A 12153-nucleotide genomic window follows, 5' to 3' on the forward strand; every position below is an offset into this window, starting at 1 on the left:
TTATCGGCATCGGCTAGGCGACTTCCGCGCGACAGATTCCGTCTCAGCCAACTTCACCCAAGTGTCGGCGGCATCGGTGAGCGAACTCACCGTCGTCGGATTGGCCTCCGGGACCCGGCATACGGAACCATTGAAAAGTCAGACTTATCAACCATCGGAAGGTTCGGTGTGCGTCCCTGGATCGTCTGGGCCACCGGACTGTTCGCATACATCGTCGCAGTTCTCGACCGCACCACATTGGGCGTCTCCGGCCTCGATGCGGCAGAACGGTTCCAGGCCAGCCCCAGCCTGCTGTCGACGTTCGTCGTGCTGCAGGTCATCGTCTACGCCGGCGCGCAGGTGCCCGCGGGGTTGCTGTTGGACCGTTTCGGCTCCAAGACGCTGATCGTCGTCGGCGCCACGCTCATGGCGACCGGCCAACTAGCGCTCGCGTTCACCGAATCGCTACCGACGGCCATCGGCGCGCGAGCGCTGCTCGGCTTGGGCGACGCGGTCACCTTCATCTCGGTGCTACGGCTGGTGCCGCACTGGTTCAGTCCTCGACAAGTTCCCCTGGTCACGCAGCTGACCGGAATCTGCGGGCAGCTCGGTCAGGTGCTTTCGGCGGTCCCGTTCTTCGCCATTCTCAACGCTTGGGGCTGGTCCACGGCATACGTGTCGGTGGCCGCGCTGGGCGTGTTGTCGATGGTCCTGACCGTGACGCTGGTGAAGAACACTCCGGCCGGCAACGCGGTCGAGGTGGAGACGACCTCCGTGCGCGAGACGCTGACCAGCGTCAAGACTGTCTGGCTGCGACCCGGCACCCGGCTCGGGTTCTTCACCCACATGGGCACACAGTTCTCGGTGACCGTGTTCGCGCTGATGTGGGGCGTCCCGTATCTGACCAGTGCCCAGCGCCTCTCGGCCGGCTTGGCTGGCGCGTTGTTGACGGTTTCGGTGCTGGCCGCCATCACGGCCGGCGTGCTGATCGGCATCTTCACCGGACGACGCCCACACCGGCGCTCGCGGCTTGTCCTGGCAATCATCGCCAGCAACGCGTTCATGTGGACTGTGGTGTTGGCGCTGTCGGGGCCGGCGCCGCTCTGGCTGCTGGTGGTGCTGATCGTGGTGATCTCGGTGGGCGGGCCCGGTTCGATGGTCGGCTTCGACTTCGCGCGGACCTTCAACCCGAGCGCCACCCTCGGCACCGCTTCCGGCCTGGTCAATATGGGCGGCTTCATCGCCTCGCTGTTGGTGATGCAGGCGATGGGAGTCATCCTCGACACCGCCGGAGAGATCTCCTTCGACTCGTTCCGGTCGGCGTGGATCGTGCAGTACGCGATCTGGGCGCTGGCGGTGGCCGGCATCCTCATCACCCGGCGCAAGGCCCGCAGACTGATGGCCGTCGAGCAGGAACGGATGCTGCTGGAGGGGCTGGACGCCCGGCCGGCATAGCGCCTTGACGAAACCCGAACTAGCGACTGCGGGCGGTCGCGCGGCGGTTCGCCTTCTTGATCGCCGATACCAGTTCGTTCTTCGACATCGTCGACCGGCCTGAAACATCCAGCCGCCGAGCGACTTCCATCAGATGCTTTTTGGTAGCACTCGCGTTGACGCCCTCTGCGGTGTCCCCTTTGGCATTCGGTCCGCCGCTACGCGCTCGACGATCCGACGGGCCCTTCTTGGACTTGGGCTCCCAGTGGTCGCCGACTTTCTCGTAGCTGTGTTTGAGCGCGCTATAGGCGACGCGGTGCGCGCGTTCGCCTTCGCCGTATTCCTTGGCTGCGGCGTCGTGCGCCTTGGCGAAGGTCCGTTGGGCCTTGGCGTCCGACTTCTGCAGCGTGCTCGGCAGTTCACTCTTGCGGGCACTGCCACCCTTCGTTGTCTTCGGCATGCAGAACGCGTACCCGAGGCGTCAGCTGCGCAAACCGGCCCTCGAACGGCGGTTTACTCCGATGATTTCGTGCCCGACGACGGTCACGATCGGTGCGAGCGTGACGACCAGCAGACAGTTGGCCATCGAGATCCCCGTCGCCGCAAGCCACACCGCCAGGCCGAGCACCGCGACGGTGAGCCCGATCAGCAGCACATGCACGGCCGCCACCGTGCGCACCATGAGCGTGTGGAGCGCGTACACCGACACCACGAAGATGCCCACGGGCACCGCGACCGCGAGCACGGTTCCGACAGAGCCGAGTTCGGAATGGTGCTCGATGTAGTAGGCGGCCGCATGGAGACCGGCACCGGTCGCGACGATCGCGCCCAACGTCACCATCGGGAAGTACCCGAACCAGAAGGACCGGTCGCGGCGGGCGTGTAGCCGCTCGGCCTGAGGCATCAGGAAGTACATCCACCACATCGCGAACGTGAGCCCGATACCGGCCACGACGACGAACGCGGCGTCGAACGTCCACCCCTGTGAGTTGACCACTGCCGTCAACGACGCGACCGTGCCGACGACGCCCTCACCGAGCGCGATGATCGTCAGCAGCCCATAGCGTTCGGCGATGTGGTGGGCGTGCCACGGCGTGCCGCCACGACGGGTCTCCGCGAGAAGCGGCCCCAGCGTCTCGATTCCGATCAGCACGACGACAATCATCAACGTCACCAGTCCCGACGTGTCCAGGAAGATGCTCACGATCCACAGCGCCTGAGCCAAGGTGACGGCGGCGACGTACGTCAGGCATGCGGAGCGGTGCTGCGGGTCCTGCGCGGCCGCCCGTAACCACTGCCCCACCAAGGCGATACGCATCACGACGTAGCCCGCGACCATGACACGGTTGTCGATGTGCGCACCATGGTCGATGGACGCGAACATCGGCGGGAAACCGAGCGCCATGACGATGACGCCGACCATCTGCAGCATGGTCATCAGCCGGTAGATCCAGTCGTCGGTGTCGTAGGCCGACGCGAACCAACTGAAGTTGATCCACGCCCAGCACACCGCGAACGTCGCGAACGAGAAACCGAGCACCCCCGGACCTACGCGGTTCTCGGCGAGCAGGTGGGCGAACTCGTTGGCCGCGATGCCGAACGCGACCACGAACGTCAGATCGAAGAGCAGTTCCAGCGGCGTGGCCACGCGGTGCTGCTCGTCGGGATCGCGACCGGACATTTTGCGCATCCGATGCGGTATGGCCGCCGATACGCGCTCCGTCTCGCTCATCGTCGCCGTCCTCCCTCCGCTACATTCCACCGCAGTGCATGGCAGCGATCCAGGCATAGCCGTCGGCCTGTGCCGGGCGGCGAGCGCGGTCAGTGCCAAGATACGGGGATGACCGTCCCGCAACCCCACGCCGTGGCCGTGGTGCTGGCCGCGGGCATGGGAACCAGGGTCGGCGCCGGTGGCAACAAGGCCTACCTTCGGGTGGCGGGTCGCCCGATGGTGGCGTGGTCGCTCGAGACACTCACCCGAGTGCCCGGCGTCGGGCGCATCGTGTTGGTCTACCGGCCCGGCGAACTCGACCTGGCCCAAGATGTGGTGGCGCGCGAATTGCCCACGGCCCGGGTGGAGTTCGTCGAGGGCGGTGACAGCCGGCACGGTTCGGAGCTCAACGTGCTGCGCCATCTCGCCGCCGCGATCGAGTCAGGGGCGATCGATGTCGTGGTGATCCATGACGCCGCGCGGCCGGTGGCCGGGCCCGAGATGTTCGTCCGCGCGCTCGCGGTCGCACGTGAGTTCGGCGGTGCCGTACCCGCATTGCCGCTGAAGGCCGTGATGACCACAGCGTTACAGCAGCCGGCCGGGGGACCAACGCTGGTTCGGGTGCAGACGCCGCAGGCCTTCCGGGCCGTCGCGCTGCTCGAGGCGTACCGAAGCGCTGAGCGTCACCGCTTCGAGGGGACCGATACGTCGTCGTGCATCGAGGCGTTCACCGATGTTGCGGTGCATACGTTTCCCGGTGAACTGCGCAACATCAAGGTCACTTTCGCGCGGGACATCGCGGTCGCCGAGCATCTCCTGGTGGGCGTCAGCACGAGCGGCGACTCGCAATGAGCGCCTCGAGGAACTCGGAGTCGTGCGGCAGTTCGGCGAGGACGGCCTCCGCGTCGCCGTCGACGGTGGTGATCGGTGTGGCCGAACGAATCGCCGCGACGGCCTCGTCGAACTCTCCGGCCGACTCGGCGAGTAACCGGGCGAGGTGATCGGCGGCGAAGCCGCGCGGGAACTGCACGGCCTGGAGGGTTGAGCGATCCAGCGACGTGATCACCGCCCCGCGGTCGTCGACGACCTTCACGCTGTCGGTGACCGGCAACACGGGCAGCACCACGGGCGCTCCATCCACCAGGCGCGCGATCACCCGGTCGCGCAGGTCCGGCGGCGTCAGCGGTTGCCGCACATCGTGCACGAGCACGAACGGCGCCGAGAAAGGCTGGCTTACAACGTGTTCGAGCGCGGCCGCCAGACACTGCGCCCGGGCGGCCGGTCCCTCGGCCACCGCCACTGCCACCGCGGCCATTCCCTCGCGAGTGAGCAGGTCGCGAACATCCCCGGCGAGGTGTTCGGCGACCGACACGACGACGCGGGCTGGATCGGCGACCGCGTCCAGGCAGTCTCGCACGACGCGCGCCAGCGGTGCCTGCCCCGCCAGCGGTTGGAACACCGCCGCAGCATGGTCTGCCAACGGCAACGGCACGATCGCCGAGAGACGTTGGGCAGGAGTCGCCGTCACGGCGGCGACGCTACACGGGGTCGAAAGTGTTGATCAGCCAGCGGCCGTCGGACTTGGTCAGGCCGACTTTGACCGCGCTCGCGGCAAACGCCCCGTCCGGGTTCTCCTTACTGGTCGTCGTCTGGTTGACGAAGACCAACACCACCGCGGAGTCGGGATGCATTTCCGCCACGCCGGCCTGCACGACGGCCGCGCTGGTCTTCACCTGCTTCTCCTTGACCGCCGGGGTCACGATCTGCTCGGTGAACTGCGTGTAGTAGTCCAGGAAGTCGCCGGTCAGATGCGACTTTGCGGCCGCGAAATCCTTGTCCATGGTTTCCGGTGCATACGACAGCAGCGCCGTGGTACCCGTTGTCGCCGCGTCCAACGCGACCTGTTGGGCATCCTCGTTCGTCTGCTGATCGACCCGGAACTGGAAGAAGTACAGCCACGCCGCGACACCTGCGGACACAACGAGCAGAAGCGTGAGCATGATGGCGCCGAGGTGTTTTCGGATGCCCGGCAACCTCTTCGGCCTGCTTTTCGCGGCCGGTTGCGGCGTCGCTTCCTCGACCGCAGTCGACTCCGGTTCGGCTGCCGCGGATTCCGGTTCGTCGGAAGCCGCGGAGTTCACGTCGACCTCTTCGGTGTTGGTTTCGGTGCTCACGGTACGAACTCGACTTTCGACATCTTGATCTGGTCGCCCTCGCGGACCAGGTCCACCATCAGCCGCCACGAGCGCGGCTCCTGATTGGCGCCGGCGGTGTTGGTGACCCGCGAGGTGGCCGACACCAGCGCGGTGGCGTTGTTGTCGGTCATCGACTTGACCGCGGCGACGTTGACGGTGACCTCGGTGACCACCTTCGATTCCTTGGCGACCTTGGCGAAGTCCTCAGCCTGCGCCTCGAAATCCGCCTTGAACTGCCCCGTCGAGTTGTCGATGATTCGCTTCACGTCTTCCTGGGCCTTGTTGAAGTCCAGCGACATCAGCGTCACAACACTCTGTCGCGCGGCAGCGGCGAACTCCGCAGTGCGCTCTTGTTCCGCGACAGCCTGCCGGTGATGCCACACCATGAAACCGCTGGCGGCGGCGAATGCCAGGATGAGCAGGACAGCCAGCGCTGCGGCGACGAACTTCCACCTGATCCGTGGCATCCGCAGCCGACGGGACCGCCCCGGCGCCTCGGCCGTAGCGACCGCTGCGTCCTCAGATGCGTCGTCGGCGGGTTCGCCGGGTGCCGCCTCGGGCGCCGCCTCTGTTGCGTCCTCTGTTGCGTCCTCTGTTTCGTGGGGGGTTTCCTCGAGCGCTTCGTCGGCCTTCGCGTCGGCATCCTCGACCGGCGCCGAGGCCTCTTCAGTCGTCTTCGCCTCGGCTGCCTGCCTGCGTAGCCGGATGGCCTTGGCGCGGGCGCGGGCGGCTGCGGCAATCGCCTCCGCTTCCGCGGCTTCGGCCTCCGCCTCCTCGGCGAGGGCCAGCGCCTCGTCCGAGTCCGCTGACCGCTGCTCAGGGTCATCCTGCGGCGGCTGTGCGACGCGGTCCGCGTCGATCACCGACTCGCGGCGCCTGAAAGACGGCACAGCGACCTCCTCATCTGCTTCATGCATCAATCGTGAGAATGGCATTATCCAATTTTGAGTATCGCCGCGACGATACCCGCGTCCGCAGCCCCCGGCAACGCGGGGTTTCCTGCGGAAATGTTATTTACACGCTGCGCGGACGCTCAGCCGTGATTGTCCTGAAGGCGGTCCTTCATCACCTTGCCGGTGGCGTTCAACGGCAACCTGTCGAGGAACTCTACAGAGCGCGGCACTTTGAAACCCGCCATTCGCTCCCGGCTCCACGAAATGAGGTCCTCTGGCGTGACGCCGTCGTGACCGGGGTTGCGCACGATGAACGCCTTACCGACCTGGCCCATCCGCTCATCGGGCACTCCGATCACCGCAGCCTGGGCGACCGCCGGATGTTCGAGCAGAAACCCCTCGATCTCGGCGGGATAGGCGTTGAAGCCGCCGACGATGAACATGTCCTTCTTGCGACCCACGATCCGCAACCGTCCCGACTCGGTGAACTCGCCGAGATCGCCGGTGTGCAGGAAACCGTCGGCGTCGATGGCCTCGGCCGTCGCGACGGGGTCGTCGAGGTAGCCCTGCATGACGTTGTAACCGCGCACCAGCACCTCGCCGTCGCCGGCGATGCGCACTTCCACGTCCTCGCACGGCAGGCCGGCCGTCGTCGCGACGTCCTCGGGGGTGTCCCCTGGCCGCGACAGCGTCACGTTGCCGGCTTCGGTCAGCCCGTAACCGGTCATCAGGGACTGGAAGGGCAACTCGTCGCGGATGCGGCGGATCAGCTCCACCGGGATGTCGGCCGCGCCGGTCACTCCCGCCCGCAGGGTCGCGAGCCGGTCCTTGTCGGCGACGGTCAGCAGCGAGTGGTACAGCGTGGGCGGGCCGGGCAACATCGTGATGCGTTCGCGCTCGACGAGGTCGACAACCCGGTCGACGTCGAACGCGGCCACCGGAAGCATCGTCGCGCCCCGGAGGAAGGACGCGACGAGGCCGGCTTTGAGCCCGAACGTATGGAAGTACGGATTGATCATCAGATAGCGGTCGCCCTCGCGGAGATCCGCGAGCGTCGCCCACTCCTCGTAGGCCCGCAGCGTCTGCCGATGGTTCATCATCGCGCCCTTGGGCCTACCGGTGGTGCCGGACGTGAAGATCACGTCCGCGACGTCGGTGCCCTTCAGGTCATCGACTCGGTCGGACGCGGACCCCGACGCCAGGAAGTCCGAACCCAGGTCGATCACCGGTGGCAGCCCGGCCGGCGTCGACGAGGACAGCGAGTAGTCCATGCCGAGGAAGTCCTTCTGCACCAGCACGGCCTTCGCGCCGCTGCGGCCGATGATGTCGGCCGCCTCCTCCGGCTTGAACCGGGTGTTGACCGGGACGAGCACGCCGCCGGCGCTCAACAGGCCGAAGGCCGCGATGATCCAGCCCGCAGAGTTCGGCGCCCAGAGCGCGACCCGATCGCCCTTGTCGATACCGAGTTCGACGAAAGCTCCTGCGGCGCAACGTATTCGCTGCACCAACTCGGTGAAGGACAAGCGCAGCGGACCGTCGACGACAGCCTCCGCGTCGCCGAACCGGTCCGCTGCGCTCAAGACCATCTCGGGGATGGTCTCCCAGGTGTCTCGGTACGTCACACGGTGACGAGGCGACCCAGGTTGCCGCCCATGATCTTCGCCTGATCCTCGACCGAGAGGTGCTCGAGCGCGGTCACGTAGTGGGTCGGCTCCGCGAGACCCTCCGGGTGCGGCCAATCCGAGCCGTAGAGCACCTGCTCCACGCCGATCAGGTTGATCAGGTCGTCGATGCCCTCCTCGTAGAACGGGCTGACGTAGATGCGGTTCTTGATTTCCTCGATCGGGTTGCCCAGGAAGGCCTCTGGCGCCTTCTTGTACACCTCGGCCATCGAGTCCAGCAGCGGGAACATCCACTTCGAACCGGCCTCGACGATGCCGACCTTGAGCTTCGGATGCCGGAACAGCGCGCCGTGAATCACCCAGGAGGCCACGGCGTCCTGGATCGGTCGCCACTCGTTGAGGATCGACATCGCGTTCGTCTGGAACGGCAGCATCTCCTGCGCAACGCCGTCCCACTCCGAGGTGTAGCGGGAGTAACCGCTGTCGGACGAGTGCATGCCGACGAAGATGTCGTGGTGGACGACCCGCTCCCAGAACGGATCGAACTCGGGCAGCGCGAACGACCGCGGACCACGGAAGCCGGGAACCGGCGCCGGCCGAACGAGAATGGCACGAGCACCGCGCGCGACCGCCCACTCCAACTCCTCGATCGCCTTCTCGACGATCGGCAGCGTGATCACCGGGGTGGTGAAGATGCGGTTCTGGTAGTTGAAGCCCCAGACCTCGTCGAGCCACTGGTTCAGGGAGTGGATGATGACGTGGATCGCCACCGGGTCATCGCGCAGCCGCTCCTCGATCAGGCTCGCCAGCGTCGGGAACATCAGCGAGCGGTCGACGCCCAGCTCGTTCATCAGCTCCAGCCGCGGCTCGGGCTCGAAGAACGCCGGGATGGACCGCATCGGCTCACCGAAGAGTTCGCGCTTGCTCTTCCCGTCGGGGTTGCCGAACTTGAAGTACTCCTCCCAAGCGCCGGGCTTGGCGACGTGCGAGAACGTCGGGTTCGGGATGTAGTTGCTGATCTGTCCCTTGATGGCGATCTTGGTGCGGCCGTTGACCTCGACGTACTGGACGATGTCCTTGTACTCCTTCGGGAGGTACTTGGTCATCGCCTCCGGCGGCTCATAGAGGTGGTTGTCCGCATCGAACAGCGGAAACGGTATATCCACCCGGTGTGAAAGTTGTCCCATGGAACACTCCTTTTCCTCTCGGGAGAATCCTATTCTCATTTACGCCGGAATCGCAACGTGCCTCCCGGCGTTGCGGGGCCGCCTGTTCAGTTCGCGACAGCTACACCAGGGCTGTCGGTCGGCCCCGAATCACGACCCCGGCGTACGTCTCGCGAGGGCAGCGGTGCCGTGCTGGCGCACCTGTTCGCGGACGCGGAACTTCTGCACCTTGCCGCTGGCCGTGCGCGGATAGTCCTGCCCCTCCGGGACCCGGTGCAGCTCCTCCGGCCACTTCTGAATTGCTACGCCCGCGGCCTTGAAGTGCTCGCGCACCTGCCCCAGCGTCGGCATGTCATGACCCTCGCGGATGCGCAGCACCGCAGCCGCCCGCTCCCCAAGGCGGTCGTCGGGTGCGGCCACCACGACTGCCTCGGCCACGCTCGGCATGCTCAACAGCACCTCTTCGACCTCGAGCGCGGAGATGTTCTCCCCGCCGCGGATGATGACGTCGGCCTTGCGGTCGGTGATCGTGAGGTAACCGTCGTCGTCGAGCACGCCGATGTCGCCGGTGTGATACCAGCCCTCGTCGTCGAAGGCCCGCGCGGTCAGCGCCGCATCTGTATAGCCGAGGCACAGATCCGGTCCGCGCGAAAGGATTTCGCCTTCTTCGGTGAGCTTGATCTCGACGCCGGGGCGCGGATCGCCGTCGGTGTAGAGCCGCTTGTCCTCCGGCGCCGTCGGCCTGGATCCCGTGATGGACGGATGCTCGGTGCTGCCGTACGACCGGAACACGAAGAAACCCATGTCGGCGAGCCGGCGGGTGACCGCGGCCGGAACGGTGGATCCGCCGAGGCCGACCGTGGTGAACCGGGAGCGATGCGCGTCTGTGCAATTCGGATGGTCGAGCAGGCTGGTGACGAAGTACGGCGGCCCGCCGCCGATCGACAGGCCTTCGGACTCCATGAGTTTGAGCACCTTGCCGGGGTCCCACACGTCGCACAGATCGATCGACGCACCCTCGAGCACCGGGATGAGGAACGCGCCGATCATGCCGATGAAGTGCCCGACCGGCGTCGCGGTCAGCTGCCTGCCGCGGTCCTTGGGGTAGTTCTCCAGCAGCTGTCGGGTTTCGAAACCCAGCGTCTGATGGCTGTGCACAACGCCTTTCGGGTTGCTCGTGGTCCCCGAGGTGAACGCGATCAGGGCCGGGCCCGCCGGATCGGCCGCCAGCGTCCCTGCCATCGGCTCGTCGTCGAGAAGCTCGTCGAAGCTGTTCTCGCCCACCAGGCCGACGGTTGGCACGGCGCCGGACAGGTCCGGCTGAAAGGCCATCCGGCCGAACTCTCGCGCGGTGATGAAAACCTTCGGCTGCGACGTCGAGAGGATGTGGCCGAGCTCCTTACGGCCGTAGAAGTGCACGATCGGCACCACGACCGCACCCAGGAACGTGGAGGCCCAGAACGCAACCGCGGCCTCCATCCAGTTGGGCAGCTGCAGCGCGACCACGTCTCCCGGTCCCACCCCGCGCTTGCGCAAACCCGCCGCGAGACGCCGGGCCCGCAGTTCGACGTCGGCGAACGTGCCGGCGTACGGACGTACCTCGGAGTGCACCCAGAACCCGGTGTCCGGATGTGCGGCCAGGTTGCGGGCCAACAACTCACCGAGCGTCTCGGGGGTCCACCAACCTTCTTCCTCGTAGCGTTTGGTCAGCTCGACCGGAATGTTGCGCATGGACTCCCCACACTTGGGCGGCAGCTCCGACTCGAGGCGATGTTATTCTCTGATTACGAGAATGCCAATACCGCAAATGGAGAACGTTTGATGGTCGACCTCGAGTTGGACGACGGTTTGGCCGTCATCACCATCGATCGCCCGCAGGCGCGCAATGCGATCGCACCCGAGACCATGGAGCAGCTGCACACCGCGCTCGACGGAGCGGAGGGCGCCACGGCCCTGGTGATCAGAGGCGCCGGTGATCGCGCGTTCGTGTCGGGCGGCGATCTCAAACTTCTGGCCGCGCTGCGCACCGTGGCCGATGCGGCCGCCATGGCGCGGCGCATGCGTTCGGTGTGCGACCGCATCGCGGCGTTTCCCGGCGTCACCGTCGCCGTCCTCAACGGGCATGCGCTCGGCGGCGGTGCGGAGTTCGCCGTCGCGGCCGACATTCGCCTGGCGGCATCCGACATCAAGATCGGCTTCAACCAGGTGGCACTCGAGATCATGCCGGCCTGGGGCGGAGCCGAGCGGTTGGTCCCGCTTGTCGGCTACAGCAAGGCGCTACTGCTGGCCGGCACCGGCACCGTCCTTGCGGCCGCCGAGGCGGAGCGAATCGGCTTGGTCGACCGCGTGCTGCCGCGCGAGTCGTTCGACGAGGACTGGCGCGCGATCGCCCGCCAGCTCGCGCACCGTGCGGCAGGCGAGATCAAGCGCGTGATGAAGGGCGCCTCGACCGAGGAGGCCGTCGATGCGTTCGCGCGGCTGTGGGTGTCCGACGAGCATTGGGCCGCGGCCGACAAGGCGATGAACCGCACCAAGTAGGCGCGCACCTTTATGGCGCGAGCAGACGTGAAGTGCCCCTGTAACCGGTCATTTTGGGACACTTTGCGTCTGCTCGGCCTTAACTGCCCAGCACCCGGATCGGATCCCTGCCGTCCCAGTTCGCGGCGGCGTCGCGGACGAACTGCGCCATCCCGCTGGTGACCTCCGTGAGCTCCATGATCTCGATGATGTGCGCGACGTGTGCTGGACCGGCCGGCGGCTCGACGTAGGCGAACCGGGTGCCGACGTCCTCGCCACCCGACCACACGACCGGCCATCCCGCCGCCGCCACGGCCCGCATGGTCGCGTCGAAATCGGTTGCCCAGTGAGCAAACTGGTGAAATCCTTCGCCATTGGCGTCGAGGAACTCGGTGAAGATGCTCGGCGCCTCGCTGTGCTGCTGGATCAGCTCGACCTGCAGGTCTCCACTGTTGCTCAGCGCCAGCGACTGGGTGATCTCACACGGCTCGCCTCGGTACTGCGCGGCCAGCGTGAGCTCCCGCATGACGAACCACGGGCCGACACCGAGTTGAAGCCAGCTCCCGACCGCCCGGTCGAGATCATTGACGACATAACCGATCTGACGGATCGGACCCGGTAGGACCGTCACAGCGC

The 12153-nt window shown here is 66.5% G+C and carries 12 protein-coding genes; 3 read left to right on the top strand and 9 right to left on the bottom strand.

The features are described 5' to 3' along the window. Window positions 1-168: 168 nt before the first annotated feature. Window positions 169-1434, top strand: a complete 1266-nt coding sequence (locus AU187_RS06275) for an MFS transporter (protein ID WP_059101899.1) — start codon at window positions 169-171, stop codon at window positions 1432-1434. A 19-nt stretch (window positions 1435-1453) separates the two neighbouring features. On the opposite strand, the gene AU187_RS06280 is transcribed toward AU187_RS06275, so the two are convergent. Further along, window positions 1454-1873 (bottom strand): ChaB family protein, encoded by a 420-nt coding sequence (locus AU187_RS06280; RefSeq protein WP_059101900.1) that lies wholly within the window; start codon window positions 1871-1873, stop codon window positions 1454-1456. A gap of 21 nt (window positions 1874-1894) precedes the next feature. Then, window positions 1895-3145, bottom strand: a complete 1251-nt coding sequence (locus AU187_RS06285) for a low temperature requirement protein A (protein WP_059101901.1) — start codon at window positions 3143-3145, stop codon at window positions 1895-1897. 108 nt (window positions 3146-3253) lie between these two features. Here AU187_RS06285 and AU187_RS06290 point away from each other — a divergent pair, with 108 nt between their 5' ends. Next, on the top strand, window positions 3254-3976 hold the full coding sequence (locus AU187_RS06290) for an IspD/TarI family cytidylyltransferase (protein WP_172800177.1): 723 nt from the start codon (window positions 3254-3256) through the stop codon (window positions 3974-3976). Here the strand turns inward: AU187_RS06290 and AU187_RS06295 are convergent. The 6 genes from AU187_RS06295 to AU187_RS06320 all read right to left on the bottom strand — a co-directional run bounded on the left by AU187_RS06295 (window position 3951) and on the right by AU187_RS06320 (window position 10731). Then, entirely contained in the window at window positions 3951-4652 is a 702-nt protein-coding gene (locus AU187_RS06295; protein ID WP_059101903.1) for an IspD/TarI family cytidylyltransferase, read from the bottom strand. The two genes, AU187_RS06290 and AU187_RS06295, sit on opposite strands and share 26 nt — an antisense overlap. 10 nt (window positions 4653-4662) lie before the next feature. Further along, the gene (locus AU187_RS06300) at window positions 4663-5298 is read right to left on the bottom strand and encodes an Rv1363c family protein (RefSeq protein ID WP_082684031.1); all 636 of its coding nucleotides are present in this window, start codon (window positions 5296-5298) and stop codon (window positions 4663-4665) included. Further along, complete coding sequence (locus AU187_RS06305; protein ID WP_059102094.1) at window positions 5295-6209, bottom strand: Rv1363c family protein; 915 nt, start codon at window positions 6207-6209, stop codon at window positions 5295-5297. The genes AU187_RS06300 and AU187_RS06305 overlap by 4 nt, the downstream gene beginning before the upstream one ends. A gap of 143 nt (window positions 6210-6352) precedes the next feature. Beyond that, entirely contained in the window at window positions 6353-7834 is a 1482-nt protein-coding gene (locus AU187_RS06310) for a FadD3 family acyl-CoA ligase (protein WP_082684032.1), read from the bottom strand. Then, window positions 7831-9021, bottom strand: coding sequence for an amidohydrolase family protein (locus AU187_RS06315; protein WP_059101904.1), 1191 nt, complete (start codon window positions 9019-9021; stop codon window positions 7831-7833). Before AU187_RS06315 ends, AU187_RS06310 begins: the two co-directional genes overlap by 4 nt. Before the next feature lie 129 nt (window positions 9022-9150). Then, window positions 9151-10731: an AMP-binding protein gene (locus AU187_RS06320; RefSeq protein WP_059101905.1), complete on the bottom strand. Its 1581-nt coding sequence runs from the start codon at window positions 10729-10731 to the stop codon at window positions 9151-9153. Window positions 10732-10821: 90 nt separating this feature from the next. On the opposite strand from AU187_RS06320, the gene AU187_RS06325 reads away from it, so the two are divergent. Then, window positions 10822-11538 (top strand): enoyl-CoA hydratase/isomerase family protein, encoded by a 717-nt coding sequence (locus AU187_RS06325; RefSeq protein WP_059101906.1) that lies wholly within the window; start codon window positions 10822-10824, stop codon window positions 11536-11538. Between the two features lie 79 nt (window positions 11539-11617). On the opposite strand, the gene AU187_RS06330 is transcribed toward AU187_RS06325, so the two are convergent. Continuing rightward, on the bottom strand, window positions 11618-12148 hold the full coding sequence (locus AU187_RS06330; RefSeq protein WP_059101907.1) for a VOC family protein: 531 nt from the start codon (window positions 12146-12148) through the stop codon (window positions 11618-11620). Window positions 12149-12153: the final 5 nt, after the last annotated feature.

The organism is Mycobacterium sp. IS-1556, from assembly GCF_001499985.1.
In the GTDB taxonomy this organism is placed as follows: Bacteria; Actinomycetota; Actinomycetes; order Mycobacteriales; family Mycobacteriaceae; genus Mycobacterium.

What these genes read in the sequence shown, in the direction of transcription:
- AU187_RS06280 (WP_059101900.1), bottom strand. Translation starts at nt 1,873, where the DNA reads ATGCCGAAGACAACGAAGGGTGGCAGTGCCCGCAAGAGTGAACTGCCG.
- AU187_RS06285 (WP_059101901.1), bottom strand. Translation starts at nt 3,145, where the DNA reads ATGAGCGAGACGGAGCGCGTATCGGCGGCCATACCGCATCGGATGCGC.
- AU187_RS06290 (WP_172800177.1), top strand. Translation starts at nt 3,254, where the DNA reads ATGACCGTCCCGCAACCCCACGCCGTGGCCGTGGTGCTGGCCGCGGGC.
- AU187_RS06315 (WP_059101904.1), bottom strand. Translation starts at nt 9,021, where the DNA reads ATGGGACAACTTTCACACCGGGTGGATATACCGTTTCCGCTGTTCGAT.
- AU187_RS06320 (WP_059101905.1), bottom strand. Translation starts at nt 10,731, where the DNA reads ATGCGCAACATTCCGGTCGAGCTGACCAAACGCTACGAGGAAGAAGGT.
- AU187_RS06325 (WP_059101906.1), top strand. Translation starts at nt 10,822, where the DNA reads ATGGTCGACCTCGAGTTGGACGACGGTTTGGCCGTCATCACCATCGAT.